The sequence below is a fragment of the Paraburkholderia sp. 40 genome, assembly GCF_050434105.1.
GTDB lineage: Bacteria > Pseudomonadota > Gammaproteobacteria > Burkholderiales > Burkholderiaceae > Paraburkholderia > Paraburkholderia tuberum.
The window spans coordinates 3,859,140-3,885,995 of record NZ_JBNPVY010000004.1 but is presented as its reverse complement, the minus strand read 5'-3'; the positions used below and the strand labels follow the sequence as shown (position 1 = coordinate 3,885,995).

The window sequence follows — 26,856 nt, the reverse complement described above, 5'->3', positions numbered from 1 at the left end:
AACGACCTCACCCGGACAGACACTGCGCGATCTGCGCGGCATCCACACGCGCGAGATCGTCCTGATACTTGAGCAGCACGCCGAGCGTGTTCTGCACCGATTGCGGATCGAGCTCCGTAACCGACAGCGCTTCGAGCGCGCGGCACCAGTCGATCGTCTCGGCGATGCCGGGCGCCTTGAACAGATCCATGCCGCGTAGCCCATGCACGAAGTCGACCGCGCGCCGCTGCAATTGCGCCGACGTTTGCGGCGCGCGCGCGGCGACGATCTCCAGTTCGCGATCGCGGTCCGGATAGCCGATCCATTGATACAGACAGCGGCGCTTCAACGCGTCGTGCACTTCGCGCGTGCGGTTCGACGTCATGATGACGAGCGGCGGCTGCGTCGCGCGCACGGTGCCGTATTCGGGAATGGATACCTGGAAGTCGGACAGGAGTTCGAGCAGGAATGCCTCGAACGGTTCGTCGGCGCGGTCGATTTCATCGATCAGCAGCACGCGCCGCGCGCCGGGATGGTTTTCGTCGGGCATCAACGCCTGCAGAAGCGGACGCTTCAGCAGGAATTCGCCACGATATAGCGTGTCGTTGTCGGGGCGCTCGCCGCTCGCTTCGGCAAGCCGCAGCGCCATGATCTGGCGCGGGTAGTCCCATTCGTAAAGCGCGCTCGCGGTGTCGAGGCCTTCATAGCATTGCAGCCGCAGCAACGTGGTGCCGAGCATGCCCGCCGCCGCTTTCGCGAGCTCGGTTTTGCCGACACCCGGCTCGCCTTCCACGAACAACGGCCGCTCCATGCGCAGCGCGAGATACAGTGCGGTCGCGAGCTCGCGGCTCGCGAAATAGCGTTGGGCGGCGAGTTGGGCGAGGGTGTCGTCGATCGAAGCCGGCTGCATGGTGATCCTGAATCTGCGCGACAGGCCATGGCAAAGCGTGGCGCGAGTGAAGAACGCAATGGCCGCGAGCCCGGCGTCGAACTGTCGCGCCGGCTCGCGAAGTGAACGAAGCCGGCTTGCGCGCGCCGTGGTGAAGGCGCGGCAAGCCGGGGCGCCTGGCGAGGATCGCTAGGCACTTGCCTTTGTGACCGCGCGCGCGGCGAGCACCGGAATCAGATGCGCGCGATACGCGGCGCTCGCGTGCATGTCGTCGTTCAGCTCGTCGGGCGACACGCTCACTGCACGTGCCGCCTCGGGCGTGAAGTTCGTCGACAGCGCGTTTTCGAGCTCGGCCACGCGAAACACCGATGACGCCGCCCCCGTTACCGCGACGCGCACGCCGCTCGCGACCTTCGCGACGAACACGCCGACCAGCGCAAAGTGCGAGGCCGGATTGCGGAATTTCTCGTATGCGGCACGCTCGGGCACCGGAAACTCGACGGCGACGATCAGCTCGTCGGGCGCGAGCGAGGTCTCGTACATGCCGACGAAGAAATCGCCCGAAGCGATGCGCCGCCGGTCCGTGACGATCGTCGCATCGAGGCCCATCGCCGCCGCCGGGTAGCACGCGGCCGGGTCGTTGTTCGCGAGCGAGCCGCCGATCGTGCCGAGCGCGCGCACCTGGCGATCGCCGATATTCGCGGCCAGCTCCGCGAGCGCGGGCAACACGCGCCGCAAGTCCGCGTGTTCGGCGACGTCCGCGTGACAGACGGCTGCGCCGATCGTCACCGTGCTGGCATCGACGGTGATCGTCCTGAGCGCGGGAATGCGCGTCACGTCGATCAGTTGCGATGGCTGCGCGAGACGCAGGCGCATCGTCGGCAGAAGGCTCTGGCCGCCGGCGAGGAACTTCGCGTCGCTGTCGGCGGTGAGGGCTGCGGCGGCCGCTTGCGGATCCGTCGCGCGTTGATACTCGAATGAATACATGTCGAATGCTCCGCTCAGGATCGTTGGGTCAGGCTTGCTTCGCGGCTTGAATCGCGGACCAGACGCGATGCGGCGTGGCCGGCATTTGCAGATTGGTCACGCCAAGCGGCGCGGAGCGCGTCGATGATCGCGTTGATCACGGCCGGCGGTGAGCCGATCGCGCCCGCTTCGCCGCAGCCTTTGACGCCGAGCGGATTGTGCGTGCACGGCGTGCCCTTCGACGTTTCGACCGTGAAGTCGGGCAGGTCGGACGCATGCGGCATCGCGTAGTCCATGTAAGAGCCGGACAGCAACTGGCCGCTGTCGTTGTCGTACACGCAGCGCTCGAGCATCGCCTGACCGATGCCTTGCCCGAGCCCGCCATGCACCTGACCTTCGACGATCATCGGATTGATCACGTTGCCAAAATCGTCGACCGCGGTGAACTGCTGGATGCGGGAGACGCCGGTGTCCGGATCGACTTCGATCTCGCAGATATACGCGCCCGACGGATACGTGAAGTTGGTCGGATCGTAGAACGCGCTTTCTTCGAGCCCCGGTTCGAGCACGTCGAGCGGATAGTTGTGCGGCACGTACGCGGCGAGCGAGATCTCCGCGAACGCCTTGGTGCGGTCGGTGCCCGCGACGCGGAACACACCGTTCTTGAACTCGATGTCTTCAGCCGACGCTTCGAGCAGATGCGCGGCGATCTTCTTCGCCTTTGCTTCGATCTTGTCGAGCGCCTTCGAGATGGCCGAGCCGCCGACCGCGATCGAACGCGAACCATACGTGCCCATGCCGAACGCGATGCGGCCGGTGTCGCCGTGCACGATCTCGACGCTTTCGAGCGGAATGCCGAGGCGGTCCGCGACCACCTGCGCGAAGGTCGTCTCATGCCCCTGGCCGTGACTGTGCGAGCCCGTGAACACGGTCACCGAACCGGTCGGATGTACGCGAATCTGGCCGACTTCGAACAGGCCCGCGCGCGCGCCGAGCGCGCCCGCGATGTTCGACGGCGCGAGACCGCATGCCTCGATGTAGCACGAGTAGCCGAGGCCGCGGCGCTTGCCGTTCTTTTCGGATTCCTGCCGGCGTGCGGCGAAGCCCTCGACGTCCGCGAGCGTGAGCGCGCGCGACAGGATCGCGTTGTAGTCGCCGGTGTCGTAGGTGAGGCCGACCGGCGTCGCGTACGGGAATTGCGTGATGAAATTGCGGCGGCGGATCTCCGCGGGGTCGAGTTTCATCTCGCGCGCCGCGGCTTCCACCAGACGCTCGACGACGAACGTCGCTTCCGGCCGGCCCGCGCCGCGATACGCATCGACGGGAACGGTGTTGGTGAAGACCGCCTTCACTTCGGCGTAGATCGCGGGCGTTGCGTATTGCCCGGCGAGCAGCGTCGCGTACAGGATCGTCGGCACGCTCGACGCGAACGTCGACAGATACGCGCCCATGTTGGCGATCGTATGCACGCGCATGGCGAGGAACTTGCCGTCGGCGTCCATCGCAAGCTCGGCTTTCGTCACGTGATCGCGGCCGTGCGCGTCGGAGAGGAAGGCCTCGGAGCGCTCGGCGGTCCATTTGACCGGCCTGCCGATCTTCTTCGACGCCCAGGTGAGCGCGACGTCTTCGGCGTATAGAAAGATCTTCGAGCCGAAGCCGCCGCCGACGTCCGGCGCGATCACGCGCAGCTTCGATTCCGGCAGCGACAGCACGAACGCGGCCATCAGCAGCCGCTCGACGTGCGGGTTCTGATTCGCGACGTACAGCGTGTAGCTGTCGTCCTGCGCCGAAAAGTTCGCGTTGACCGCGCGCGGTTCGATCGCGTTCGGCACGAGGCGGTTGTTGACGATATCGAGCGTGGTTACGTGCGCGGCTTTCGCGAACGCGGCGTCGGTCGCGGCCTTGTCGCCGTGGCCCCAGTTGTAGCAGACGTTGTCGGGCACTTCGTCGTGCACGGCCGCTTGACCCGGGTCGGCCGCATGCGCGGTATCGACGACGGCCGGCAGTTCTTCGTAATCGACTTCGATCAGTTCGGCCGCATCTTTCGCCATCTTGATCGATTCAGCGATCACGAGCGCGACCTGATCTCCCACGTGCCGTGCTTTCGTATGCGCGATCACCGGATGCGGCGGCTCGTTCATCGGCTTGCCGTCGGTGCTATGGATCAGCCAGCCGCACGGCAGTCCGCCGACGTTGTCGGCGGCGAGATCCGCGCCGGTGAAGATCGCGATCACGCCCGGCGACTGTTTGGCCGCGCTCGTGTCGATGCTTCTGATCTTCGCGTGCGCGTGCGGTGAGCGCAGGAACACCGCGTAGGTTTGCTGCGGCAGCACGATGTCGTCGGTGTACTGGCCTTTGCCGGTCAGGAAGCGATAGTCTTCCTTGCGTTCGACGGCGGCGCCGATCAGGCTCTGTGTATCGGGTGCGTTCATCGTCGTCTCCTCAGGCAGCGGTTGCGCCGGCGGCATTCGCGCCGGCAGATGCGCTCGATGCGGCGGACTTCATACCCGCGGCGCCTTCGAGCACGGCCTTGACGATGTTGTGATAGCCCGTGCAGCGGCACAGATTGCCGTCGAGCTGCTCGCGCACCTCGTCGCCCGTCAGATCGGGTTGACGCTGCACCAGCGACACCGCGTTCATCACCATGCCCGGCGTGCAGAAGCCGCATTGCAGACCGTGACAGTGTTTGAACGCGGCCTGCATCGGATGCAGCGCGCCGTTGTGCGCGAGCCCTTCGATGGTCGTGACCTCGGCGCCATCGGCTTGCGCGGCGAGGATGTTGCAGGACTTGATTGCGCGGCCGTTCAGATGCACGGTGCAGGCGCCGCATTGCGCCGTGTCGCAGCCGACATGGGTGCCGGTAAGACGGAGTTGATCGCGCAGGAACTGGACAAGCAGGGTGCCAGGGTCGACTGAGGCGCTCACGGGCGCGCCATTGACCGTCAGACTGATGCTGATCGCCATGAAGCTGTCTCCTTTGTCGACCGCAGTTAGCGCTTCAGCGCTTACTGCGGTCCCATGCGTTTATCGCGGTCGATCGGAGCGAGCGCGTTGGCGTATCGATCCCTGCCTCGGCGCAGACCACGATCCCATGCAAGATAGTTGCTGTGGGTGAGACCGGACCTGTGATTGTTATGCCCCTGCTTTGCTTCGACTGCGTGCTGACTTCGATTCGCCAGATCCGATGAGGGTGAGGGTACTACGGGTTTTACAAATCTGCCGAAAAGTAAAGCACAAATCGCGCAGGCGCGCTATGAGGGGAAGTGTGTTCGGCGCGCGCGAGCGCACGACGAGAAGACGGCGGCCACGGAATGGGACGCCGCAAAGACAAGCGCCCCGTCTGCGGAGCATGACGGGGCGCATCGATAGATCAGCGGAAAGCGAGGCCACGCTCGCGTGCATTCAGCTCATTGGCGTGGCTTCATCGAGACGGCGCTTTACCTTGCCAGTTTCGAATGACGGCGCGAGTAGCCGAAATAGATGACCATGCCGATCAGCAGCCAGATCACGAACGCGCCCCACGTGATGCCTTGCAGGTTCAGCATCAGGAACAGGCACGATGCGACCGCGAGCACCGGCACGACCGGCACGCCAGGGCAACGGAACGCGCGCGGCAGCTCTGGGTGTGTCTTGCGCAGCACGAGCACCGCGATCGACACCATCGAGAACGCCGCGAGCGTGCCGATATTGATCAGCTCAGCCAACACATTGAGCGGCACCAGCGCGCCGATCAGGCCGAAGAAGATGCCGACGAGCCACGTCGTGAAGAACGGGGTCGCGAAACGCGGATGCACTTTCGACAGTTTCGCGGGCAGCAGGCCGTCGCGCGACATCGCGAAGATCACCCGCGTCTGACCGTAGGCCATCACGAGAATCACGGTCAGCATGCCGAGCACGGCGCCGAGGTCGATGAAGCCGGCGACCCAGTTCTGCCCCGCGAGTTGCAGCGCGTACGACACCGGGTGCGAAATGCCCATGAACTTCCCGGACGGCACGATGCCGGTGACGACCGCGGCCACGGCCACATACAGCACCGCGCACACGCCGAGCGACGCGATGATGCCGATCGGAAGGTCGCGCTTCGGATTCTTCACTTCTTCGGCCGCCGACGACACCGAGTCGAAGCCGATGAACGCGAAGAACATCACCGCGGCCGCGCCGAACACGCCGCTCCAGCCGCGAGGCATGAACGGGTGCCAGTTGGCCGGCGTGACGTGAAACACGCCGACACCGATCACGAGCAGCACGACGACGACCTTGATCGCAACCATGATGTTGTTGATTCGCGCGGATTCGCGCACGCCGAGCGACAGCAGCGTGGTGATCGCCATCATCACGAGGAAGGCGGGCAGGTTGAACAGCGTTTCGTGTCCGGGCACGGCGCCGGGGGCTGCGGTCAGCGCCATCGGCAGCGATACGCCGAAGCCCGACAGCAACGACTGCAGATAGCCGGACCAGCCGACCGACACCGCCGAGGTCGCGAGCCCGTACTCGAGCATCAGGTCCCAGCCGATGATCCACGCGGCCAGCTCGCCGAGCGTCGCATACGAGTACGTGTAGATCGAACCGGCGACCGGAATCGTCGATGCGAATTCAGCGTAGGCGAGCGCGGCGAAGCCGCAGGCGATCGCCGCGATCAAGAACGAGATCATCAGCGCGGGACCGGCCTGTAAGGCGCCCGTGCCGGTCAGCACGAAGATGCCGGTGCCGATGATGGCGCCGACGCCGAGGAAAGTCAGGTCGAGCGCGCCCAGCGCCTTTTTCAGGCCGGCGGTCTGAGCCCTCGCCGCAAGCATGTGCTCGACGCTCTTTTTGCGAAACAGGGACATTGGCGTGGGTCTCCAGTGGTGCACGCGTGTTGCGCGCCGAATGTCGGGAAAACCCGCAATTCTAGCGGATGCGTGCCGCCGGGCTGGTTCGCGCGGCGCCTTCTGGGCCCAAGGCGATGGGTGGAAACTCCCGCCAGGAGGTGATTTCGAGATGGTCTTGCGGCGCCGGCTGGGCTAGCCCGCCATCGCGGGATTCAGATCGACGAGGCGGTTGCTCATTACATAGAAGGTCAGCTCGGCGTTGTTGCGCAGCTTCATCTTGTCGAGCAGCCGCGTGCGGTACACGCTGACCGTCTTCACCGACAGCGACAGCGCGGCCGCGATATCGGTGAGACGTTTGCCTGACGCGAGCATGCACAGCGTCTGGTACTCCCGATCGGACAGCTTTTCGTGCGGCAACTGCTCGCCGTCGAACGACACGTAGTCGGCGAGCGCCTCGGCCATCTCGGGGCTCACGTACTTGCGGCCCGCCGCGACCTGCTGGATCGCGCCGATCATCTGCGCGGCATCGACCGTCTTCGACAGATAGCCGGACGCGCCGGCTTTGAGCGCGCGCACCGCGTACTGGTCCTCGCGGTACATCGAGAACATCAGCACCGCGACGCGCGGCGCCTTGCGCTTCAGACGCTTGAGCACCTCGACGCCATTCATGTCGGGCAGCGAAATGTCGAGCAGCACGACGTCGAAGCTCTGGTGGACGACCAGGTCGAGCGCTTCGGAGCCGGTTTGCGCCTCGGCGACCTCGCTCGCGACGCCGCGATCGAGCAGCAGCTGGCGAACGCCCTGGCGGACCACCGCGTGATCTTCGACGATCAGGATGCGCAGGCTCATGGTCCCGGGCTCACGATTGCAGCGCGCGCCGGGCGGCGCGCGGCGTTGGGGCGGCCGCGAGCAGCGCGTGCCACGCGAAGCGGGCCTGGATCAGGGTGCCGCGCGGGGTGATGGCGCCGTTGCTGCCAGTGCCGCTGTCCTCGCCACGACCGACGCTCGTGCGCCTCGCGCTGATTCGCAGCGTGCCGTCGAATGCGGCGCAGCGCGCCTGCATGCCGGCGAGGCCGAAATGACCGCCCGTTTTTTTCTGGCCACCGCGTTCGCGCGCGCCGCGCGGCAGGCCGATGCCATCGTCGCTGACGAGGAGCCTCAGATGACGCGCACCGGTTTCGACGCGCAGGTCGGCGCAGGTCGCGCGCGCGTGTTTCGCGACGTTGTTCAGCGCTTCCTGCGCGACGCGGAACACGCCGAGCGCGGCATCGGCGGGCAGGCGCGCGAGCCGCGCGTCGACGCTGCAGGTGAAGGTGGTGCGCAAGCCGGTGCGCATGGAGAAGTCGCGGGCCCAGCACTCCAGCGCGCCGGCGAGGCCTGTCTCGAACGACGGCGCGTGCAGTTGCGCGATGGCGTCGCGATTTGCCGCCTGCACGGCGTCGAGCGAACGATTCGCGACCGCGAGCGCGGCCGCGCATTGCGGCGGCGCGTCGGCGGGCAGCCAGGTTTCGATGCCGGCGAGCGCGAAGCGCGTCGCAGTCAGCTCGGCGCCGACGCCGTCGTGCAGCTCGCGCGCGACGTGACGGCGCACGCTTTCCTGCGCGTCGACCAATTCGGCCGACAGCTCGCGTACCCGCGCGCGCAGCCGCTCGATCTCGCGCGCGGCGAGCGATGGCATGTCGAAGCCATCACGCTGCGCGGACGAAGCCAGCGCAGCGTTGAACGGGACGGCAGTCGACGTATCCATGAATTTCCCCCTCAGGAAGCGGAGTGGACGGCGAAGCGGGCACGCGCAGACGGAATCAAAGCCTGCGAATCACGAGGTTTCGCGTCGGACGAAACACGATGGCCCAACGTAACGAAATTTACATTCAGTAACAACTCGGGCGGACGACGATCGGTGCATGAATTCGTCTGATCGCGCGGCGCGATGATATCTCAAAAAGATTAAAAAAGCAGTCGCGCCAAGGCTTAGCGCAGAGTCTTCAGAGATTACATGATGTTTGCCGCGGACTCGTGCTGTCAGAGGAATTCTGACAGCGAAGGTGAGGCAACGGGCTCCAATTTGTAACGGAGCAACAAAAAAGGAGCCCGGAGGCTCCTTTTTTGGAATTCGCGGCGCGCGGGCCGCGAAGAAGAATGCCGGCCGGCTTAGCCGACGAAGGCCTTTTCGACCACGTAATGGCCCGGCTCGTTGTTGCTGCCTTCCTTGAAGCCCGCGTCTTCGAGCAGCTTGCGCGTGTCGCGCAGCATGTGCGGGCTTCCGCACAGCATGACGCGGTCGTCCTCGAGCGAGAAACCCGGCACGCCGAGGTCGGCGAACAGCTTTTCGGTTTCGATCAGCTCGGTGATGCGGCCGCGGTTCTGGAACGCTTCGCGCGTGACGGTCGGGTAGTACAGCAGCTTTTCCTGTACGAACTCGCCGAGGTGTTCATGCGCCGGCAGGTGCTCGGTGATGTATTCCTTGTACGCGAGTTCGTCGACGAAACGGCAGGTATGCGTGAGGACCACGCGCTCGTAGCGGTCGTAAATGTCCGGATCCTTGATGATCGACATGAACGGCGCGAGGCCCGTGCCGGTGGACAACAGCCACAGCGTCTTGCCCGGCAGCAGGTTGTCGGCCACCAGCGTGCCGACCGGCTTCTTGCCGATCAGCACTTCGTCGCCGACCTTCAGGTGCTGCAGACGCGATGTGAGCGGGCCGTCCTGCACCTTGATGCTGAGGAATTCGAGATGTTCTTCGTAGTTCGCACTGGCGAGGCTGTATGCGCGCAGCAGCGGCTTGCCCTCGACCTGCAGGCCGACCATCGTGAACTGGCCGTTTTCGAAACGGAACGACGGATCGCGCGTGCAGGTGAAGCTGAAAAGCGTATCGGTCCAGTGATGGACGCTCAGGACGGTTTGTGAATTCAGGTTGCTCATGGCTTCTTGGATAGTGCGAAAACAAAGGCGGCCAGTCGTCTGAGCCGGCCGGCATGGCAAGGGGCGATGCTGCGCTGACCCGTGGTCGGGACTCCCGCGCAATCCGTCATTTTACCGTGCCCGCCGGGGCGGGGCCGCGGCGCGGCGGTCGAGCGTGGTAAAGCGGGTTGCCAAACCGGGAAGCGGCGGCACCGGCTTGCTGGCGCCGCGAAGTACGTTGGCGTGAGTGCGGCCGTGCTTCAGCGGGGTACGGCGATTCCGCGAACGCCGCGAAGGGCGGCTGCCATTGGTTGCCCGGCAGGCGCGAAAGCGACGCGCCGCAAGGGCAACATTTTCAAGATGATACCGAAAGGCGGCGTGCGCTGCGGATTGACCCTGCTGATAAAACTGGCAAATGGGGCGGAACCCTGCCGGCGCCATCGAGATCGCCTCGCTTTCTACTATCGTTTGCGCGCCGCGACTTTTTGGGGAATACGCCCGACGTTGCCTCGTTTACGCAGGACGCGAGTCGCGCGAAGCCAGGCAGTGCGGTGGCTGCGCGACTCGTCCTGGCGGCTGCGGCCGCCCATGCGAGTAGGAGGTGTCAAATGGAAGCTTCTCGTGCGATATCTGCATCCGGTTCATACACTGGCTTCGACGGGTTGGTTATACGGGCACGCGCATCGCGCCGCGTGCGTCGCGCGCTGTGTCGAGCCGGTCTGCTGGTTTTAGCGTTGGGGACGGTCGGGGCCGAGGCGCAGGAGGCGATTTTGCCGCCGCAGTCGGTGATCTCATCGACCGTTCCGGCCAACGGCGATGTCAATCCGTACGGCATGGCGTTCGTGCCGGCCGGCGTGCCGTCCTGGAGCACGCTCAAACCCGGCGATGTGGTGGTGTCGAATTTCAATGCGAAGTCGAATCTGCAGGGGACCGGTACGACGATCGTCAAGCTCGTGTCCAACAGCGATCCGGTGACGTTCTTCCAGGGAAGCAATCTCGGTCTCACGACGGCGCTCGCCGTGCTGAGAAGCGGCTTCGTGCTGGTGGGCAATGTGCCAACCACGGATGGCAAGAACGTCGTCGCGCCGGGCTCGCTGCTCGTCATCAATCCTCAGGGCGGGCTCGTCAAGGAGCTGAAAGATCCCAACCTGCTGGATGGCCCCTGGGATCTCACCGTGATCGACGGGGGGCGATTCGTCCGGGTCTTCGTCTCGGACGTGTTGAACGGAAAGGTCGCGCGGATCGATCTTGCCATCGGCGAGGATGGCGTTCAGATGCTGCCAAGCTCGACCATCATCGCGTCAGGCTACATGCACCGCACCGACCCGGCGGCACTCGTGATCGGCCCGACAGGCTTGGCTTACGACCCATCGCATGACGTGCTTTACGTCGCCTCGACCGGTGACAACGCGGTGTTCGCCATTTACGGCGCTGCGGGCGCGAAACACGATGGCGGCATCGGCCGGATGATCTATCAGGACAACAAGCACCTGCACGGTCCGCTTGCGCTGGCGCTCGCACCCAACGGGCATCTCGTGACCGCAAACGGCGACGCGGTCAACCCCGACCCGAAACATCCCAGCGAAATCGTCGAGTTCACCGTCGACGGACAATTCGTCGCTCAAATGTCGGTCGACCCTGCGCCGGGCTCCGCGTTCGGCCTCGCATTCGGCCTCGGTAGCAAGCGCCACTTGCAGTTCACCGCGGTGGACGACGCCACGAATACGGCGACCGTCTGGACGTTGCGCACCGACAGTCAATAAGGAAACCGGGGACGACGATCGGGGACGTCGTGACGCGTCGGGGACGCGTCACGGTCACACGGTTTCGCGGCGAGTCTATCGGTACACAGAGATGGGTCGGGGGCGGAGATTGTAGCGGCAAGCCTCGGTCAAGTAAGGAAATTCTGTCCGATGGAATTGATGACGCCAATTCGCGGGTGCCGCTTGTTCACACCGCCGGCACCCGCCTTTTTCCGCGCTGTTTCAACACGCGCGCCTGCAGCACGATCACGAGTAGCAGGAACACGCCGCGAATCACCGATTGCCAGTACGCGGACAGACTGATGAACCCGAGCCCGTTCTCGAAGTTCAGCAGATTGAACACGAGCCCGAGCAGCAGCACGCCGGCAATCGTCATCGCGACGGAACCCTCGCCGCCGGTCAGCAGCGTGCCGCCAAGCACGACCGCCGAAATCGCGAACAGCTCCCAACCGACGCCTTCGTTAGGCTGCCCAGCGCCGAACTGCGCGGCGAGAATCACGCCCGCCATGCCGGCGAGCAGCTTCGCGCGCGGCCGTGTCGTCTTGCACGACGGCGGCGAGCGAGCGGCCGAGCATCGTCGTGACGAGCTGCAGCTTGTCCATCTCGGCCATCGTGCTTTGCACGACCGTCTGGCCGTCGCGCATCACGGTCACGCGATCGCACAGCGCGTACAGCTCGTCGAGCCGGTGCGAGACGAAAATCACCGCGCGGCCGTCGTCGCGCAGCTTGCGCACGACGGTGAACAGCAGTTCGACTTCGCGCTCGTCGAGCGACGACGTCGATTCGTCCATGATCACCATCTTCGCGTCCGACGACACCGCGCGCGCAAGCGCCACCATTTGCTGGATCGCGGTCGAGTAACGACCGACCGGCTTTTTCACGTCGATCTGCAAACCGAACGAATCGAGCAACGCGGCTGCGCGCTGCTGCACCGTGCGCCAGTCGATCAGACCGAAGCGGCGCGGCTCGCGGCCGAGAAAGATGTTTTCCGCTACCGAGCGGAACGGCACCAGGTTGATCTCCTGGTAGATCGTGCTGATGCCCGCTTCGCGCGCCTGCTTGGGCGTGCGGAAATCGACCTCGCGGCCTTCGAAGCGCACGCTGCCCGAGCCGCGCCGATAGGCGCCGGTCAGGATCTTGATCAGCGTCGATTTGCCGGCGCCGTTCTGGCCGATCAGCGCGTGCACTTCGCCCGCGGCGACGCTCAGATTCGCGCCGCGCAACGCGGGCACGCCGCCGAAGCTGATGCCAATGTCCTGCATCTCGAGCAGCGGCGAACGGGTAAGGGGGGAGTGTGGCGTCTCTTTGCCAGATTCCGTCACGGGCGTTCTCCTGATGCGGATGCTGTCGAGATTGCCGACTGCGCTGTTGCTGGCGACGCGGGGTCCGTCGCGCCAGCGCGCCCGGCCCATGCTACGCCCGCATAAAAGCGAAGCGACGGTCCGTCGGTCACGGGCGCGTCGCTTCGAAGCCTGCCCACCACCCGCCCGACGAGGAGACATTCATGGAAGGCGGGTGACTTGCTGCTACAACGCCGAAGGGAGTCCCCGGGAAAATGATGCGCCCGGGGCGCTTCCCGATAATTGCGATCAGTAGCCGTACTGCATGTTCTGCTGCACGTTTTCCTTGTCGTAGAAGCGGTCGGACACCTTGATCCAGGTCGGGATCTTTTCACCCTTCGCATAGCGCTGCGCGACGTCGCAGGCGAGCGGGCCGAAGAACGGGCTCGACTGCACGCTCGCGCCGAGTTCGCCGGCCGCGATCGCGTCCATGCCGCCCTTGGTGCCGTCGATCGTGACGATCTGAATGTCCTTGCCCGGCTGCTTGCCGGCCGCCTTGATCGCGGCAATCGCGCCGAGCGCCATTTCGTCGTTGTGCGCGTACACGGCGGTCACGTCGGGATGCGCCTGCAACAGTGTTTCCATCACCTTGCGGCCGGTGTCGCGCGCAAAGTCGCCGCTTTGCGACGCGATGATCGTCATGCCGGGGTTCTTCGCGATGACTTCGTCGAAACCCTTCTTGCGATCGTTCGCGGCCGACGCACCCGTCGTGCCTTCGAGCTCGATGATCTTCGCCTTGCCGCCCGTCGCCTTGACGAGCCAGTCGGCGGCGCGGTGACCCTGATCGATGAAGTCCGAGCCGATGAACGTGATGTAGTCGCGGCCAGCCTTCGCCACCGATTGGTCGACGTCGCGGTCGACGAGGATCACGGGAATGCCGGCCTTCTTCGCCTGCAGCACGACCGGCGCGAGCGGCTTCTCTTCACGCGGCGGGAACACCAGCAGATCGACGTGCTGGGCGATCATGCTTTGAATGTCGGAGACCTGTTTGGAGTTGGAGCCGTTGGCGTCGGTCATCACGATCTGCCAGCCGCATTTCGCGGCGATGTCCTTGAAGCTCCGGGTTTCCGCGAGATGCCACGGGTTGTTGCTTTCGGTCTGCGCGAAGCCGACCTTCAGCGGGGTCTTGGTCGGCAACTTCGGCAATGCGTCGTCCGCGTGCGCGTCCGCCGCGCCGACACCGATTGCCAGAGCCAGCAACGAAGCTGCCAGCGGACGAATCTGCTGCTTGCGCGCGTGCATGCGCGACTGCGTATTGAGCGACGCCATGTCTTCCTCCAGTAACCGGTGACGGTTTATTTGTTTTTCGTGCTGCTCGGGATTGCCTCTGTCCAGCCGGGGGGGCCGACGTTGGTTCGCCGGCGAGCGCGCGATTGGCTATGGCCCACCGGCGCGCTGTCTTTCCGACCCGACGTGCCGATTATTTCACTCACAGTTATTATCGGTCAATCACTAATAATATTAACTGTCGCCGGTTTTGCCTCGGTAATTACCCTGACCGAGGTGCGTTCCACCAGCGGTCCGTCGAGCTTGACCGTGCGATGGCGCACCGGCGCGCCGGCTGCGCGGTTGTGCTCTTCCTGCAGCAACGTTTCGACGGCCCAGCGGCCGAGTTCGTAGTTGGGCAGCACCACCGTCGACAGCGGCGGATGCGTGTGGCGCGCGATTTCCTGGTCGTCGTAGCCGAGCACCGACACGTCCTCGGGCACGCGCAGGCCGAGCTGCTTGAGCGCCTCGATCGCGCCGATCGCGGTCAGGTCGTTGGCGCAGAAGATCGCGGTGGGCGGATTGGCCTCGCGCATCAGCGACAGCGTCAGTTCGAAGCCGAGGCCCGAGCTCCAGTCGCCGTCGCGCACGAGTTCGGCCGCGAAAGGCAGATCGGCGGTCGCGAGCGCGGTGCGGTAGCCCTTCAGGCGGTCTTTCGCGGCGTCCTGCCACGGCTCGCCGTTGATGTAGCCGATGCGCCGGTGGCCGGCCAGCAGCAGGTACTCGGTCGCCAGATGGCCGCCCGCGACTTCGGCCGGCACCACGGACGAGAACGTGCTGTCGCCGGTATAGCAGTTCAGCAGCACGGTCGGCACCTGCGACAGCGCGGTCGGCGGCGCGACCTTGCGCGTGTAGACGGTCGCGTAGATCACACCGAACACGTGCGGATTGGTGAGGACCGTGTCGAGTACCTGTTTTTCGATGTCGGCGTTGCCGTGCGTCGAGTAGACCGCGAGCATCTTGCCGCTCGCGTATGCGGCGTCGCGCGCGCCGTCGATGTTGACGACCGGGTGCGGGCTCGTCGAGATTTCGTCAGCCAGATAGACGATCAGGTTGCGCTCGTCGCTCGATGCCGCTACGGGCGCGCGCAACGACAGCCGGTAGCCGAGGTCGTGCGCGGCCTTCAGCACCCTGTTGCGGGTTGCATCGGAGAATTTCGCGCCGGCCGCGTTGTTGAGCACGAGCGAAACGGTGGATTGCGACACGCCGGTGAGCTTGGCGATGTCGGTCATGGTGGGACGGCGTTGAGTCGATTTTTTCATTGTGCGGGCCGCGCCGAGGCGGCGCTGAAGCGGGGGAATGCCAGCGGCATCATGCAGCTGACGGTACCACTAATAATATGCGCGCGGCAACGCGCGCTAACCCGCCATCTGGGAGCGGAGCTTACGATCCGTCGCCGGCCCTTTTTTAACGAATTTATTACTAATAATATTGACCAATGGTGCGGTGTCGTGCGATTCTCGCTCGGGGCGGACCGAGGTAGTCCGCCGGCCGCGGGGTGCGCGGCAGTCAAAGGAGATATGAATGCACGTTGATGCCGCTTTCCGCTCGCGGTTTCGCCTCGTCTGACCATGCGCGATGTTTCCCTGAATCCTGCCCGGCCGCGCGAGGCACATGCCGTGACTCGTTCGGCGACTCAACGCTCATGGCTCGACGATCCCGCGATCGCCGCGCGCCTCGTCACGTTGTCGGCCGGTGCGTTGCGAGCGGTGCTCGCGCCGGACGTTGGCGGCGCGCTCGCGGCGTTCTACGAAGTCACGCCGGAAGGTCCGTTGCACTGGCTGCGGCCGGCGCTGCCGGAAGCGTTCGAAGCGCGCGATCCGCTACGCATGGCGAGCTTTCCGCTGTTCCCATACTGCAACCGGATTCGCGATGCGCGCTTCGCGTTCGACGGCGCGACGATCGATCTCGCCGGCAACGACCCGCGTTTCGCCCACGCGCTGCATGGCAACGCGTGGCGGCATCCGTGGCGCGTCGGCGCGCGCAGCGAAAGCGCGGTGGACTTGCACTTCGAGCACGAACCGGATGCGAGCGTGACTGGCGACTGGCCGTTTCGCTATCGCGCGCGGCAGCGTATCGAGTTGCGCGGTGGCGCGCTCCACGTCACGATGTCCGCGCGGAATCTCGCCGGCCGGCCGATGCCGTTCGGCATGGGCCATCATCCGTACTATCCGCGCACCGCGTCGACGTGCATCCATGCCGACGTTCAGGCCATGTGGCACGCGGACACCGACGTACTGCCGACGCATCTCGGCCCGCATCCGGCCGTCGACGCATTGCGCGCGGGCATGTCGCCCGATGCTTTCGATCTCGACAACAACTTTTCAAACTGGTCGCGCGTGGCGACGATCGCGTGGCCCGACGAGCGCCGCAATCTGACGATGCGTGCCGACGCGCCGTTCGATCACCTGGTCGTGTTCGCGCCGGCCAACGATCCGCAACTATGCGTGGAACCGGTCACGAATACGACCGATTGCTTCAACGCGGTTGGTACACAAGAACACGTCGGTGGCTGCGTATTGCAGCCGGGGGAGGAGATCGAAGCGGCGTTGAGCTGGACGCCGCATCGCGAGTGAGGGGGGACGCGCGTTCCGTTGGCGAAAGCTCAACCAACAGAAGCGCTCACTCCAGCCGCAACTTCGCCATATACGGCAAATGATCCGACAGCCACGCGGTCTCCTGCGTCGGCTGGATCCATTCGACCGGCTGCATGTCGCGCACGAACATCTTGTCGAGCGACAGCGCCGGCGAGAACGCCGGGAACGTGCGCGCGGGTTCGCCGAGCAGCGTCGCGACTTCCTGCAAGCCATGCTCGCGAAAGAGCGGCACCGAGTCGTTGCGCCAATCGTTGAAATCGCCGGCCAGCACGAGCGGACCGTCGGGGGCTTCCTTCGCGATCCAGTGCGCGATCCAGTCCATCTGCCGCAACCGCGCCGGACGCGTCAGCGCGAGATGCGCACAGAGCAACGTGACGAGTCGTCCGCCGAACGTCGCACGCGCGACCAGCAGGCCGCGCTTTTCGAAGCGGTGCGCGGAGATGTCCCAGCGGCCGCCGAGATCGAGCGGATGCGGCGACAGGATCGCATTGCCGTGCCGCCATGACGGCTTGAACACGTTCGGGCCGAGCGCGACTTCGAGTTCGAGCGCGCGCGCGATTTCGGTTGCCTGACAGTGCCATACGTCGGTCAGTGGATCGCCCATCGGCGTGCCGAAACTGCTCGCCAATACCGGCGACGGCATACGCCGCGCCATCGCTTCCTGCAGGAAGTATGCGTCCGCGTGGGTCGATTGAACCCAGCGCTGCATCGCCTGCCAGGCCTGAAAACCGAGCGGTGTGCGGCCCTTGTGCAGGTTCCAGCTCACCGCGACGAAATCGTTCGGCGCGAGGCTCTCGCGGATCAGTTCTTCTGGGTTTCGCATGCCGCGTTATCCACGTGTTCTGTTTGAGCGCGTCGGTAAGGCGCGCGGTTCCTGTCAGTTCGGATTGCTGCTGCCGGTCGCGGCGCCATTGCCGCTCATGCCGCCGTTCGTGCCGTTGCCGTTCGCACCGTTGCTCACGACGTTCGCATGCACGCGGTACACGAGGTTCGGATTGTGATCGACGATCGTCCAGCTCGCCCATTGATCCGGCGGCACCACGAGACCCGGGTGGCTCGCGCTCACCTGGCGCGGCTGCGGCGGCAGCTTGCAGCCGATGTCGGTGCGCCGCGCATTGTCGTCCTCGAGCGTTTCCTGCGTGTCGATCGAAAACATCACGCCCTCGGGATCGACGCGCAGCGTCGACACCGTGATCGTGCGTGACAGATCGATGCTGCCGGCGGGCTGATCCTTGCAGCCGACCTCGTGTTGCACGACCTGGTGATGCGTATCCGTGCGAGCCTGGCCGACGGTCGTAGTGCCTTCGAACGAATCGATCTGCTGGCCATCTTTCACCACCTGCAGCTGCCATTGCACGACCTGCTGCGCTGGCCGTTGTTGCGCGTGGGCGAGCAACGAAGCGCCAAGCAGCATGGCCAGGATACTGGTTTTCCACATAAAAAGGATCTCCGCTCACGCGTCGCTTGCGTGGGTGCCTCGTAGCAATTAGAGAGCCATCTTACCCCCGATGGCCGCAACGATTTCTGACACGGTCGACGAGGGCCGGTTCAGCAACACTCCATTCCAGATAAGGATGGGATGCCAGCGATCGTTAGCAGCAGAGCCACATGACTGCTGGCTTGCACGCGTTTGTGTCCTCGCTACACTGGACTCGAACCGGCGCTCACAAGGCGCCGCCGCTGCAGAATCAGCCAGACGGGGTGAGCGATGACGACAGCAATGGTCAAACAGGAAATCGCCGTGGCCTCGTTCAGCCGGGTGTATGACCTCGACGAGGTCGAAAGCGCGCTGAACGGTCTCGGCGAGGGCGCGAACGAGGCGCTGCGCGCGACCTACGAAAAGATGCTGAAAACCGGCAATCTGCGATTCTGCGTGAAGCCGAACCGGATGCCGTCGATCGACGATCTGATCGGCGCGCTGCCCAATTTTTCCGCACCGCTCGACGACATCCGCAAGCAGGTCGCGCTGTGCCTCGAAACCGAGGACCGGCTCGAACTGATGCCGATCCTGTTGCTCGGCGAGCCCGGCATCGGCAAGACGCATTTCGCGAAGCAGCTCGCGCGCCTGCTCGGCACCGCGTACCAATACGTCGCGATGAGTTCGCTGACGGCGGGCTGGATTCTGTCGGGCGCGTCGTCGCAATGGAAGAACGCGAAGCCGGGCAAGGTGTTCGATGCACTCGTGAACGGCAGCTACGCGAACCCGGTGATCGCCGTCGACGAAATCGACAAGGCGAGCGGCGATTCGCAATACGATCCGCTCGGCGCGCTGTATGCGCTACTCGAACACGACACCGCCCAGAGCTTCATCGACGAGTTCGCCGAGATACCGATCAACGCGGGCAACGTGATCTGGATCGCGACCGCCAACGACGAACGCGCGATCCCCGAGCCGATCCTGAACCGCATGAACGTCTACGAGATCTCGCCGCCGGACCACGCCGGCGCGCGACGCATTGCGCAGTCGATCTACGACGAGATCCGCGGTGCGCACAACTGGGGCCTGCGCTTTCCGGGGACGCTTGGCGAAGCGACGCTCGATGCGCTCAAGCGGGCCTCGCCGCGCGAGATGCGCCGCGCGATCCTGAACGGCTTCGGCGCGGCGCGCATCGCGGGACGCGACCAGATCGAGCCCGCCGATATCCGCCTAGATTACGGAAACCGGCGAAAACCGATCGGTTTTTGAGGTTTTCGGTCGTTTTTTTCACCCAAACCCCGCTTCTCTGGAATTTGGGGAGCCGTCTCGGCAAATTCATACAGCCTGCATGGTGAATGCCGCGGCAATTATTGCTATTTTCGATGTGGGAGCGCGGAATCGAGCCAGCTTGCGCCGCCATCGCCTGGTCGGCGCGCACGAACGTTTGTCACTTCTGTCTGTACCGAGTCGTACAATTTTCCGTGGCGGTGATAAAAAGACATAAGCAGACCAGCGGACAGATGCGTTCGACAACAAACGGAACGCGGCGGCGAGGTGCCGTACTTGTCTTCCTTCCATCGGCTGAACGAGGCAGCGCGCGGCCCCATGCGCCGCGTCAACGGATATGGATCAGATCGAATGTGTAGTGATCGGCGCCGGCGTGATCGGCCTCGCGACGGCGCGCGCGCTGGCGGCGCGCGGGCGCGAGGTGATCGTGCTGGAGGCCGCCGACGCCATCGGCGTGGGCACGAGTTCACGCAACAGCGAAGTGATTCACGCGGGCATCTACTATCCGCGCGGATCGCTGAAGGCCACGCTGTGCGTGCGCGGCCGCGAAATGCTGTATGACTATTGCGCCGAGCGCAACGTGCCGCATTCGCGCTGCGGCAAGCTGCTCGTCGCCACGTCGCGCAACCAGATTCCGCAGCTCGAAAGCATCATGGCCAAAGGGCGCGACAACGGCGTGCTCGACCTGATGCGCATCACCGGCGATCAGGCACAGGCGCTCGAACCGGCGCTCGAATGCGTGGAGGCGGTGTTTTCGCCGCAGACGGGGATCGTCGATAGTCATCAGTACATGCTCGCGCTGCAAGGCGATGCCGAGCGCGACGGCGCCGTGTACGCGTTCCATGCGCCGGTCGAGGCGATCGAGGCTCACAACGGCCGTTTCACCATCGCGGTCGGCGGTGCGGCGCCCACCACGATCAGCACTGCCTGCGTGATCAACAGCGCGGGTCTGCATGCGAACGCACTCGCGCGCAAGATTCGCGGACTCGACGTGCGCCACGTGCCGCCGCTCTACTTCGCGCGCGGCAATTACTTCAGCATCTCGGGGCGCGCGCCGTTCAGCCGCCTGATCTATCCGATGCCGAACGAAGCCGGCCTCGGCGTGCATCTGACGCTCGACCTGGGCGGCCAGGCGCGCTTCGGTCCCGACGTCGAATGGGTCGATGCGATCAATTACGACGTCGATCCGCGTCGCGCGGAGTCGTTTTATGCGGCGATTCGCGCGTACTGGCCGGCCTTGCCCGATGGCGCGTTGCAGCCGGCATATGCCGGTATTCGTCCGAAGTTGTCCGGCCCGGGCGAGCCCGCCGCGGACTTCGTGATCCAGGGGGCGGCCGCGCATGGCGTGCGCGGGCTCGTCAATCTGTTCGGCATCGAGTCGCCGGGGTTGACCGCATCGCTTGCGATTGCGCAGCGGGTCTGCGAGCTGAGCGGGCGGCCTTGAGGCCGTGTTTGCCCCGTACCGATCCGCTTATTTTTAGCATTTGGAATATCACGGGCGACGGCTACGTTGCTATGCTTGGGGAACGCTGTCATCAGAACGGCGTTGATTCCAATATAAATGGAGTGAGTCCCCATGAGATCTTCCCGTCGCACGTTTTTGATCACCAGCATCGGTGTGGCATCGACGCTCGCGCTGTCGCGCCAGGCGTTCGCCGACGCGCCGAAAGTCTCCGAAACCGATCCGACCGCGCAGGCGCTTGGCTACAAGGCGGACGCGAGCAAGGTCGACAAGGCGAAATTCGCCAAATACACGCCTGGCGAGCAATGCAGCAACTGCAGCTTCTTCCAGGGCAAGGCGGGCGATGCCTACGGCCCCTGCACGATGTTCGCGGGCAAGCAGGTCGCGGCCACGGGATGGTGCAGCGCCTATAACAAGAAGGCCTGATCAAGCCTGCGCATGAGGTGCTTGCAAGCGCGCACGGGATGCGCCGCAGTACCGCGGCGCATCCCGTGATTGTGCGCGTCGTGGTGCTTCGCGCCGCGCGTGGCGCAGGCTGCGCGGCGCAAGCCGGGCCGGTTTTTCAAAGCTTCATTGCAGCGGGCCGCTGGACTTTTAGCGGCGCGCATTCATCAATGGCGGCCGCTTGTCGAACCACGGCCGTGCCGCCTCGAGTTGCGCGGCGAGTCTGAACAGAGTCGCCTCGCCGCCGCTACGCGCCGCGAACTGCACGCCGATCGGCAGCCCGCGCGCATTCCAGTACAAAGGCACCGACATCGCCGGCTGGCCGCTCAGGTTGAACAGCTCCGTGCATCCGGCCCACGCGAACGCCTTGTTCGACGCTTCGAACAGCAGTTTCTTCATCAATCGTTCTAGCGGTATCGTGGTGACCGCGCGCATCTGCATGCGCTCGACCGAGCTTGGTCGCATCTCGCCGATCTTGATCGGCGCGGACGCGAGCGTCGCGCACAACAGCACGTCGTAGCGGTTCAGCAGGTCGGTCAGACGCGCAGTGATGCGGCGCTGTTCGTCGAGCGCGGCCGGCAAGCCCTGCTCGCCGAGCTTGCGGCCGACGTGCGCCATCGCCCATGTCGAAATTTCGAACTCGCCGCGCGTTGGCTTGTGGCCGGTGATGCGCTCCGCGTTCAGCACGAGGTCCTCGGCGGTCACCGACCACAGCGTCAGGAACGCATGACGGACTGCCGCGAAATCGACGCCGAGCGACACCGGCTCCAGACGATGGCCGAGTGAGCTCGCGAGTTGCGCGGCGTCGTCGAGCGCGGCGCGCGCATCGGCCGATAACGACGGCGCGAGCATCGGCTCGGTCACGTAGGCGATCGTCAGCGGTTTGCACGGCTCGCGCGTCGCGCCGAGAAAGGTGCCGGGCGCGCCGCTCGGCCGCTCGGCGTTGCCGGCCAGCAGATCGAGCAGCAACGCGCTGTCGCGCACGCTGCGCGACACGGCGTGATCGATGCCGAGTTCGCCGGCGCCGGCCTGCGCCGCGCGCGGCACGCGACCGCGCGAGGGTTTCAGGCCGAACAGTCCGCAGCACGACGCCGGAATCCGGATCGAGCCGCCGCCGTCCGACGCATGCGCGAGCGGTACGATGCCGGCAGCGACCGCCGCCGCCGCGCCGCCGCTCGAACCGCCCGGCGTGTGATCGATATTCCACGGATTGCGGCACGCGCCAAATAGTTCGGGCTCCGTATAAGGCATCTGGCCCAGCTCGGACGTGCTGGTCTTCGCGAAGATATTCAAACCCGCCGCTTTCGCGAGCGCGACGACCGGCGCATCCTGAGTCGGAATGAAGTGCCGGTAGTGTCGGCTGCCCATTGCCATGGGCAGTCCCGCAACGGGCGCGCCGAGATCCTTGATCAGGAACGGCACGCCGGCGAGCGCGGCGTGGGCGGCGGAGTTGTCCGTTCCGTTCGCGCCGTCGACGGTATTCGCGCGATTCGCGTCTTCGCGCGACGCACGTTGGCGGGCCGCATCGTAGTCCTTCAGAACGACCGCGTTGATCGCGGGATTGACGGCCTCGGTGCGCGAGATCGCGACGTCGATCAATTCGCGCGCGCTGACCTGGCGCGTGCGCACGAGTTCGGCGAGGCCGATGGCGTCATGGGCGAGATAGTCTGATTGCACGTCGGTTGAGCCCTCGCGGTCGGTTGGCATGCTGCGTCGAATTCGTGGCCGGCCATGCACGCGCGACTGGGGCGTTTCGCTCGGCATCGCGTTGCCCCGCTCGGGCGTCGCACATGTGAAAAGACGGCGTGTCGGCCGACACGCCGTCTTGCACAGAGTACCCGAGTTGAGCGCCGACGTGACTCATGTGAATTCGAGTGCGCACTTCAAATGCGCGAGCTTGCGATCACATGCGCAACGCGGCGGGGCCGACTGAATGCCGGAACCGCGGATTACATCCGCTCGCCGAGGAACGTCAGCGTGCGGCCATGCGCCAATGCCGACGCGTGCTGGTTGTACGACGCACGCTCCGAGCAGTTGAAACCGTGATCGGCGTTCGGGTAGATGTTGAATTGCACGTTGGCGCGACCCGCGAAGCGCTCCTGAATCTGGCCGATGTCCGACGGCAGAATATGCGCGTCGAGCTCGCCGTAGTGGAACTGCATCGGCACCTTGATGTTCGCGGCTTTGTCGAGATGGTTATGGATGCCGCCGCCGTAGTAGGCGACAGCGGCGTCGACCGAACCGGCCGCCGCGGTCAGATAGGCGAGACGGCCGCCGAAGCAGTAGCCGATCGCCGCGATCTTGCCGGTCACTTCCGGCAGCGCGCGCAAGGCGGCCGCGGCGGCGCCGAGGTCGGCGACCGCGTCGTCGACCTTGGTTTTCTGCATCAGCTCGATGCCCTTTTCGCGATCCTTGCCGTCATACGTCAATTCGACGCGCGGCTGCACGCGCCAGAACACGTCCGGGGCGAGCGCGACATAGCCGTCCTGCGCGTACTGATCCGCGACCGAGCGGATATGGCCGTTCACGCCGAAGATTTCCTGAATGATGATGACGGCCGGTCCCTTGCCGCCCTTCGGCAGCGCGAGGTAGCCGCCGAAACTGTCGTTGCCGGCGGGGATGTCGATCCATCGGGAAGTCGTGCTCATACTGTTCTCCATTGACTCGCGCGACCGCCGCGCGAGGTCGGTGTGTACGAAACGCTCAAGGCCACGAGGCCCTGCAACGGGCGCTTAGTTTGCCATCAAAAGAATCGCCTTGCAGGGAGGCGGGAAGGGGCCTCACGGGTGATGCGAAGTGCTTCGATTCTCGTCAGGCGATTGAAACGATCTCGATAATTCATTTCTCCGCGATGGCGCGTGTCGGTAAAGTCAGCGCGTGATGGCTCGCGCGTGTCAGCGCATCTCGCGAACATGTTGGCGAGCGCATGAATTAGCACATCGACGGCTTTGCGCCGGAAGGAAACGAACATGAATGAAGACAGTTTCGTGACGCCGTTCGCCGAGCACTTCCAGATGCGGGTACCCGTCGTGCAGGCGCCGATGGCCGGTGGCGCGACGACGCCGGCGCTCGTCGCGGCGGTATCCAATGCGGGCGGACTTGGTTTTCTCGCGGGGGCGGCGCTCGCGCCCGAGAAGATCGCGAGCGAGGTCGCGGCGATTCGCGCGCTGACCGATCGCCCGTTCGGCGTGAATCTGTTCGTGCTCGATCCGGTCTCGCCCGATGAAGCCACCGTGCGCCGCGCGCTCGACGCAATCGATCCGCTGCGCGCCGATCTCGGCTTGCCGCCGGGACAGCCGCTCGCACGCTATGCGCCTGACTTTCGCGCGCAACTGGAAACGCTGATCGAATTGCGGGTGCCGGTCGCCGGCTTTACGTTCGGACTGCTAGCGGCGGACGACGTCGAGCGTTTGCACGCGAGCGGCAGCTATGTAGTTGGGACTGCGACGCATGTGGCCGAAGGCATCGCGTGGCGCGATGCGGGCGCCGATGCCGTCGCCGCGCAAGGCGCGGAGGCGGGCGCGCATCGCGGCACGTTCATCGGCGCATTCGAAGATGCGCTGGTCGGCACGATGGCGCTCGTGCCGCAACTGGTCGACGCGACCGGGCTGCCGGTGCTCGCGGCCGGCGGCATCATGGACGGTCGCGGCATCGTCGCGGCACTCGCGCTCGGCGCGCAAGCCGCGGTGATGGGCACCGCGTTTCTGACCACCCGCGAGAGCGCGATCCCCGAGGTATGGAAAACCCGCGTGCGCGGCATGGCAGATACCTCGACCACGGTGACGCGCGCGATCACGGGCCGCCACGCGCGCGGCATCCGCAATCCGTTGATACAACGATTGCGCGAATCGGCGGACAGCATCGCGCCGTATCCGGTGCAAAACGCGTTGACGCAGGAGCTGCGGCAAAACGCGGCACGTGCGCAGAACGGCGACTACCTGTCGTTGTGGGCGGGGCAGGGTGCGCCGCTTGGCCACACGCGCGCCGAAGCAATCGGCGCGATCGAACTGATGGCGCAGCTCGAGCAGGAATGGCAGGCGGCCTCCGTGCGAATCGCCGCGTTCTTGCGTTGATTGCATGGCCGATTTAAGGCTGATTTAAGTTTTTTACCGCGCTGACAATCCTGTGCGGCACGCCACATTTTTGAGATGAAAAACCCTTCGAATCATATGTGACAGAAGCCGGAAAATGGCTAAATCCGCGCCCGCGGAGAAACTTCCCAATTAGCGGAAACCCGCATGGGCTGGGGCTTTCCGGCCCGCTCGCCCAAGCCACGAGCGGTTCGCCCGGGAACTGCGCTATTAGTGTTGTTCCCACTTTCTCAAAAAATTCCCCCAAATTAATTTGATGGCCTACACTTGCGCGCAAGTACGGTTTGCCAACTGTCACAAACAGTCCGGTAAACGTACTGGCCAAGTGCATGAACGATGCAACCGGCGTGGTCGTCCACGGGACTGAGCGACACGTGTAGGGAAGCGGGGCACAGGGCGATTACGTTGTTTTGACCGAAACTGGAGACTTACATGAACATCAAGATTCAAAAGCTGTTGCCGATCAGCGCTGCGGCGGTGCTGTTCGCGACGTTGGCAACATCGGCCGCGGCCGACACGGTCGTGAAGATCGGTCACGTCGCGCCGTTGACTGGCGGTATCGCTCACCTGGGTAAGGACAACGAGAACGGCGCGCGCCTCGCCGTCGAGGAAATCAACGCGAAGGGTCTGACGATCGGCGGCCAGAAGGTCACGCTGCAACTCGACGCGCAGGACGACGCGGCCGACCCCCGCACGGCCACGCAGGTTGCGCAGAAGCTCGTCGACGACAAGGTCGTCGCCGTGGTCGGCCACCTGAACTCGGGCACCTCGATCCCGGCATCGAAGATCTATAGCGATGCGGGCATCGTGCAGATCTCGCCGTCGGCAACGAACCCGGCCTACACGCAGCAAGGCTTCAAGACGACCTACCGCGTCGTCGCGACCGACGCGCAGCAAGGCCCGGCACTCGCGAACTACGCGGCGAAGGGCATGAAGGTGAAGAGCGTCGCGATCGTCGACGACTCGACCGCTTACGGCCAGGGTCTCGCGAACGAATTCGAGAAGACGGCGAAGTCGCTCGGTATGAACGTCGTGTCGCACGACGCGACGAACGACAAGGCCGTCGACTTCCGCGCGATTCTGACGAAGATCAAGGGTGAAAATCCCGACGCGATCATGTACGGCGGCATGGACGCGACCGGCGGCCCGTTCGCCAAGCAGGCGAAGCAGCTCGGCCTGCGCGCGAAGGTGCTGGCAGGTGACGGCGTGTGTACCGACAAGCTGTCGGACCTGGCCGGCGACGCAACCGACAACATCGTCTGCTCGGAAGCCGGCATGGCGCTCGAAAAGATGGCGGGCGGCAAGGCGTTCGAAACGAAGTACGAGAAGCGCTTCGGCCAGCCGATCCAGATTTACGCGCCGTTCACGTATGACGCGGTGTACATCGTCGTCGACGCGATGAAGCGCGCTAACTCGACCGATCCGGCGAAGATCCTGGCAGCGATGCCGACGACCGACTACAAGGGCGTGATCGGCGAAACGACGTTCGACTCGAAGGGCGACCTGCAGCACGGCGTGATCTCGCTGTACAACTACAAGCAAGGCAAGAAGACGCTGCTCGACGTCGTGAAGATGTAAATTCGGGGTGGTCGAAGGCGGCGTCGGGCCGCACTTCGATTTACCGCCAAAGAGGCACGTGGGCC

Annotated in this window: 21 protein-coding genes and 2 pseudogenes; 7 read left to right on the top strand and 16 right to left on the bottom strand. The window is 64.9% G+C overall.

Annotation, left to right across the window (positions count from 1 at the left end; translation table 11 throughout):
• Window positions 1–7: 7 nt before the first annotated feature.
• The 8 genes and pseudogenes from OKW28_RS39930 to OKW28_RS39895 all read right to left on the bottom strand — a co-directional run bounded on the left by OKW28_RS39930 (window position 8) and on the right by OKW28_RS39895 (window position 9,567).
• On the bottom strand, window positions 8–889 hold the full coding sequence (locus OKW28_RS39930; protein ID WP_429453599.1) for an AAA family ATPase: 882 nt from the start codon (window positions 887–889) through the stop codon (window positions 8–10).
• A gap of 168 nt (window positions 890–1,057) precedes the next feature.
• Window positions 1,058–1,855: an FAD binding domain-containing protein gene (locus OKW28_RS39925; RefSeq protein WP_429453597.1), complete on the bottom strand. Its 798-nt coding sequence runs from the start codon at window positions 1,853–1,855 to the stop codon at window positions 1,058–1,060.
• A gap of 28 nt (window positions 1,856–1,883) precedes the next feature.
• Window positions 1,884–4,266, bottom strand: a pseudogene (locus OKW28_RS39920) (xanthine dehydrogenase family protein molybdopterin-binding subunit).
• Window positions 4,267–4,276: 10 nt separating this feature from the next.
• Complete coding sequence (locus OKW28_RS39915) at window positions 4,277–4,798, bottom strand: (2Fe-2S)-binding protein (RefSeq protein ID WP_018419132.1); 522 nt, start codon at window positions 4,796–4,798, stop codon at window positions 4,277–4,279.
• A gap of 473 nt (window positions 4,799–5,271) precedes the next feature.
• Window positions 5,272–6,663 carry an amino acid permease gene (locus OKW28_RS39910; protein ID WP_429453595.1) on the bottom strand — a complete coding sequence of 464 codons (1,392 nt, stop codon included), beginning with the start codon at window positions 6,661–6,663 and terminating at the stop codon, window positions 5,272–5,274.
• Window positions 6,664–6,837: 174 nt separating this feature from the next.
• A complete protein-coding gene (gene rqpR / locus OKW28_RS39905; protein WP_429453593.1) occupies window positions 6,838–7,494 on the bottom strand; it encodes a response regulator transcription factor RqpR in 657 nt (218 codons plus the stop codon).
• A 10-nt stretch (window positions 7,495–7,504) separates the two neighbouring features.
• Window positions 7,505–8,392: a sensor histidine kinase gene (locus tag OKW28_RS39900; protein ID WP_429453591.1), complete on the bottom strand. Its 888-nt coding sequence runs from the start codon at window positions 8,390–8,392 to the stop codon at window positions 7,505–7,507.
• Window positions 8,393–8,796: 404 nt separating this feature from the next.
• A complete protein-coding gene (locus OKW28_RS39895; RefSeq protein ID WP_018419136.1) occupies window positions 8,797–9,567 on the bottom strand; it encodes a ferredoxin--NADP reductase in 771 nt (256 codons plus the stop codon).
• Between the two features lie 587 nt (window positions 9,568–10,154).
• Between OKW28_RS39895 and OKW28_RS39890 the strand changes: the two genes are divergently transcribed.
• Window positions 10,155–11,309, top strand: a complete 1,155-nt coding sequence (locus tag OKW28_RS39890) for a hypothetical protein (protein WP_429454611.1) — start codon at window positions 10,155–10,157, stop codon at window positions 11,307–11,309.
• 187 nt (window positions 11,310–11,496) lie between these two features.
• Here OKW28_RS39890 and OKW28_RS39885 read toward each other — a convergent pair.
• From OKW28_RS39885 to OKW28_RS39870, 4 genes and pseudogenes are all read right to left on the bottom strand, one after another.
• Window positions 11,497–11,829: pseudogene (locus OKW28_RS39885) on the bottom strand (ABC transporter permease subunit); the annotation flags it as partial.
• Window positions 11,771–12,571: an ATP-binding cassette domain-containing protein gene (locus OKW28_RS39880; protein ID WP_429454609.1), complete on the bottom strand. Its 801-nt coding sequence runs from the start codon at window positions 12,569–12,571 to the stop codon at window positions 11,771–11,773. The gene OKW28_RS39880 and the pseudogene OKW28_RS39885, both read right to left, overlap by 59 nt.
• A gap of 327 nt (window positions 12,572–12,898) precedes the next feature.
• Window positions 12,899–13,918 carry an ABC transporter substrate-binding protein gene (locus OKW28_RS39875; RefSeq protein ID WP_429453589.1) on the bottom strand — a complete coding sequence of 340 codons (1,020 nt, stop codon included), beginning with the start codon at window positions 13,916–13,918 and terminating at the stop codon, window positions 12,899–12,901.
• 176 nt (window positions 13,919–14,094) lie between these two features.
• Complete coding sequence (locus OKW28_RS39870; RefSeq protein WP_429453586.1) at window positions 14,095–15,147, bottom strand: LacI family DNA-binding transcriptional regulator; 1,053 nt, start codon at window positions 15,145–15,147, stop codon at window positions 14,095–14,097.
• A gap of 339 nt (window positions 15,148–15,486) precedes the next feature.
• On the opposite strand from OKW28_RS39870, the gene OKW28_RS39865 reads away from it, so the two are divergent.
• On the top strand, window positions 15,487–16,491 hold the full coding sequence (locus tag OKW28_RS39865; RefSeq protein WP_429453585.1) for an aldose 1-epimerase: 1,005 nt from the start codon (window positions 15,487–15,489) through the stop codon (window positions 16,489–16,491).
• Window positions 16,492–16,537: 46 nt separating this feature from the next.
• Here the strand turns inward: OKW28_RS39865 and OKW28_RS39860 are convergent, their stop codons facing one another.
• On the bottom strand, window positions 16,538–17,335 hold the full coding sequence (locus OKW28_RS39860) for an endonuclease/exonuclease/phosphatase family protein (RefSeq protein WP_184060845.1): 798 nt from the start codon (window positions 17,333–17,335) through the stop codon (window positions 16,538–16,540).
• 54 nt (window positions 17,336–17,389) lie between these two features.
• Entirely contained in the window at window positions 17,390–17,950 is a 561-nt protein-coding gene (locus OKW28_RS39855; protein WP_429453584.1) for a hypothetical protein, read from the bottom strand.
• Window positions 17,951–18,220: 270 nt separating this feature from the next.
• On the opposite strand from OKW28_RS39855, the gene OKW28_RS39850 reads away from it, so the two are divergent.
• The 3 genes from OKW28_RS39850 to OKW28_RS39840 all read left to right on the top strand — a co-directional run bounded on the left by OKW28_RS39850 (window position 18,221) and on the right by OKW28_RS39840 (window position 21,104).
• Window positions 18,221–19,198, top strand: coding sequence for an AAA family ATPase (locus OKW28_RS39850; protein WP_184060843.1), 978 nt, complete (start codon window positions 18,221–18,223; stop codon window positions 19,196–19,198).
• 355 nt (window positions 19,199–19,553) lie between these two features.
• On the top strand, window positions 19,554–20,660 hold the full coding sequence (locus tag OKW28_RS39845; protein ID WP_429453583.1) for an NAD(P)/FAD-dependent oxidoreductase: 1,107 nt from the start codon (window positions 19,554–19,556) through the stop codon (window positions 20,658–20,660).
• Between the two features lie 132 nt (window positions 20,661–20,792).
• Window positions 20,793–21,104: a high-potential iron-sulfur protein gene (locus OKW28_RS39840; protein ID WP_429453581.1), complete on the top strand. Its 312-nt coding sequence runs from the start codon at window positions 20,793–20,795 to the stop codon at window positions 21,102–21,104.
• A gap of 168 nt (window positions 21,105–21,272) precedes the next feature.
• On the opposite strand, the gene OKW28_RS39835 is transcribed toward OKW28_RS39840, so the two are convergent.
• A complete protein-coding gene (locus OKW28_RS39835) occupies window positions 21,273–22,829 on the bottom strand; it encodes an amidase (RefSeq protein ID WP_429453579.1) in 1,557 nt (518 codons plus the stop codon).
• A 242-nt stretch (window positions 22,830–23,071) separates the two neighbouring features.
• Entirely contained in the window at window positions 23,072–23,770 is a 699-nt protein-coding gene (locus OKW28_RS39830; protein ID WP_429453577.1) for a dienelactone hydrolase family protein, read from the bottom strand.
• Window positions 23,771–24,091: 321 nt separating this feature from the next.
• On the opposite strand from OKW28_RS39830, the gene OKW28_RS39825 reads away from it, so the two are divergent.
• Both OKW28_RS39825 and OKW28_RS39820 read left to right on the top strand, forming a co-directional pair.
• The gene (locus OKW28_RS39825) at window positions 24,092–25,195 is read left to right on the top strand and encodes an NAD(P)H-dependent flavin oxidoreductase (RefSeq protein WP_429453575.1); all 1,104 of its coding nucleotides are present in this window, start codon (window positions 24,092–24,094) and stop codon (window positions 25,193–25,195) included.
• Window positions 25,196–25,645: 450 nt separating this feature from the next.
• The gene (locus OKW28_RS39820; RefSeq protein ID WP_429453573.1) at window positions 25,646–26,791 is read left to right on the top strand and encodes a branched-chain amino acid ABC transporter substrate-binding protein; all 1,146 of its coding nucleotides are present in this window, start codon (window positions 25,646–25,648) and stop codon (window positions 26,789–26,791) included.
• The last annotated feature ends 65 nt before the right edge of the window (window positions 26,792–26,856 follow it).

What these genes read in the sequence shown, in the direction of transcription:
- OKW28_RS39915 (WP_018419132.1), bottom strand. Translation starts at nt 4,798, where the DNA reads ATGGCGATCAGCATCAGTCTGACGGTCAATGGCGCGCCCGTGAGCGCC.
- OKW28_RS39925 (WP_429453597.1), bottom strand. Translation starts at nt 1,855, where the DNA reads ATGTATTCATTCGAGTATCAACGCGCGACGGATCCGCAAGCGGCCGCC.
- rqpR (WP_429453593.1), bottom strand. Translation starts at nt 7,494, where the DNA reads ATGAGCCTGCGCATCCTGATCGTCGAAGATCACGCGGTGGTCCGCCAG.
- OKW28_RS39820 (WP_429453573.1), top strand. Translation starts at nt 25,646, where the DNA reads ATGAACATCAAGATTCAAAAGCTGTTGCCGATCAGCGCTGCGGCGGTG.
- OKW28_RS39870 (WP_429453586.1), bottom strand. Translation starts at nt 15,147, where the DNA reads ATGACCGACATCGCCAAGCTCACCGGCGTGTCGCAATCCACCGTTTCG.
- OKW28_RS39850 (WP_184060843.1), top strand. Translation starts at nt 18,221, where the DNA reads ATGACGACAGCAATGGTCAAACAGGAAATCGCCGTGGCCTCGTTCAGC.
- OKW28_RS39855 (WP_429453584.1), bottom strand. Translation starts at nt 17,950, where the DNA reads ATGTGGAAAACCAGTATCCTGGCCATGCTGCTTGGCGCTTCGTTGCTC.
- OKW28_RS39860 (WP_184060845.1), bottom strand. Translation starts at nt 17,335, where the DNA reads ATGCGAAACCCAGAAGAACTGATCCGCGAGAGCCTCGCGCCGAACGAT.
- OKW28_RS39845 (WP_429453583.1), top strand. Translation starts at nt 19,554, where the DNA reads ATGGATCAGATCGAATGTGTAGTGATCGGCGCCGGCGTGATCGGCCTC.
- OKW28_RS39880 (WP_429454609.1), bottom strand. Translation starts at nt 12,571, where the DNA reads ATGCAGGACATTGGCATCAGCTTCGGCGGCGTGCCCGCGTTGCGCGGC.
- OKW28_RS39865 (WP_429453585.1), top strand. Translation starts at nt 15,487, where the DNA reads ATGCGCGATGTTTCCCTGAATCCTGCCCGGCCGCGCGAGGCACATGCC.
- OKW28_RS39890 (WP_429454611.1), top strand. Translation starts at nt 10,155, where the DNA reads ATGGAAGCTTCTCGTGCGATATCTGCATCCGGTTCATACACTGGCTTC.
- OKW28_RS39875 (WP_429453589.1), bottom strand. Translation starts at nt 13,918, where the DNA reads ATGGCGTCGCTCAATACGCAGTCGCGCATGCACGCGCGCAAGCAGCAG.
- OKW28_RS39910 (WP_429453595.1), bottom strand. Translation starts at nt 6,663, where the DNA reads ATGTCCCTGTTTCGCAAAAAGAGCGTCGAGCACATGCTTGCGGCGAGG.
- OKW28_RS39840 (WP_429453581.1), top strand. Translation starts at nt 20,793, where the DNA reads ATGAGATCTTCCCGTCGCACGTTTTTGATCACCAGCATCGGTGTGGCA.
- OKW28_RS39900 (WP_429453591.1), bottom strand. Translation starts at nt 8,392, where the DNA reads ATGGATACGTCGACTGCCGTCCCGTTCAACGCTGCGCTGGCTTCGTCC.
- OKW28_RS39930 (WP_429453599.1), bottom strand. Translation starts at nt 889, where the DNA reads ATGCAGCCGGCTTCGATCGACGACACCCTCGCCCAACTCGCCGCCCAA.
- OKW28_RS39835 (WP_429453579.1), bottom strand. Translation starts at nt 22,829, where the DNA reads ATGCCAACCGACCGCGAGGGCTCAACCGACGTGCAATCAGACTATCTC.
- OKW28_RS39895 (WP_018419136.1), bottom strand. Translation starts at nt 9,567, where the DNA reads ATGAGCAACCTGAATTCACAAACCGTCCTGAGCGTCCATCACTGGACC.
- OKW28_RS39830 (WP_429453577.1), bottom strand. Translation starts at nt 23,770, where the DNA reads ATGAGCACGACTTCCCGATGGATCGACATCCCCGCCGGCAACGACAGT.
- OKW28_RS39825 (WP_429453575.1), top strand. Translation starts at nt 24,092, where the DNA reads ATGAATGAAGACAGTTTCGTGACGCCGTTCGCCGAGCACTTCCAGATG.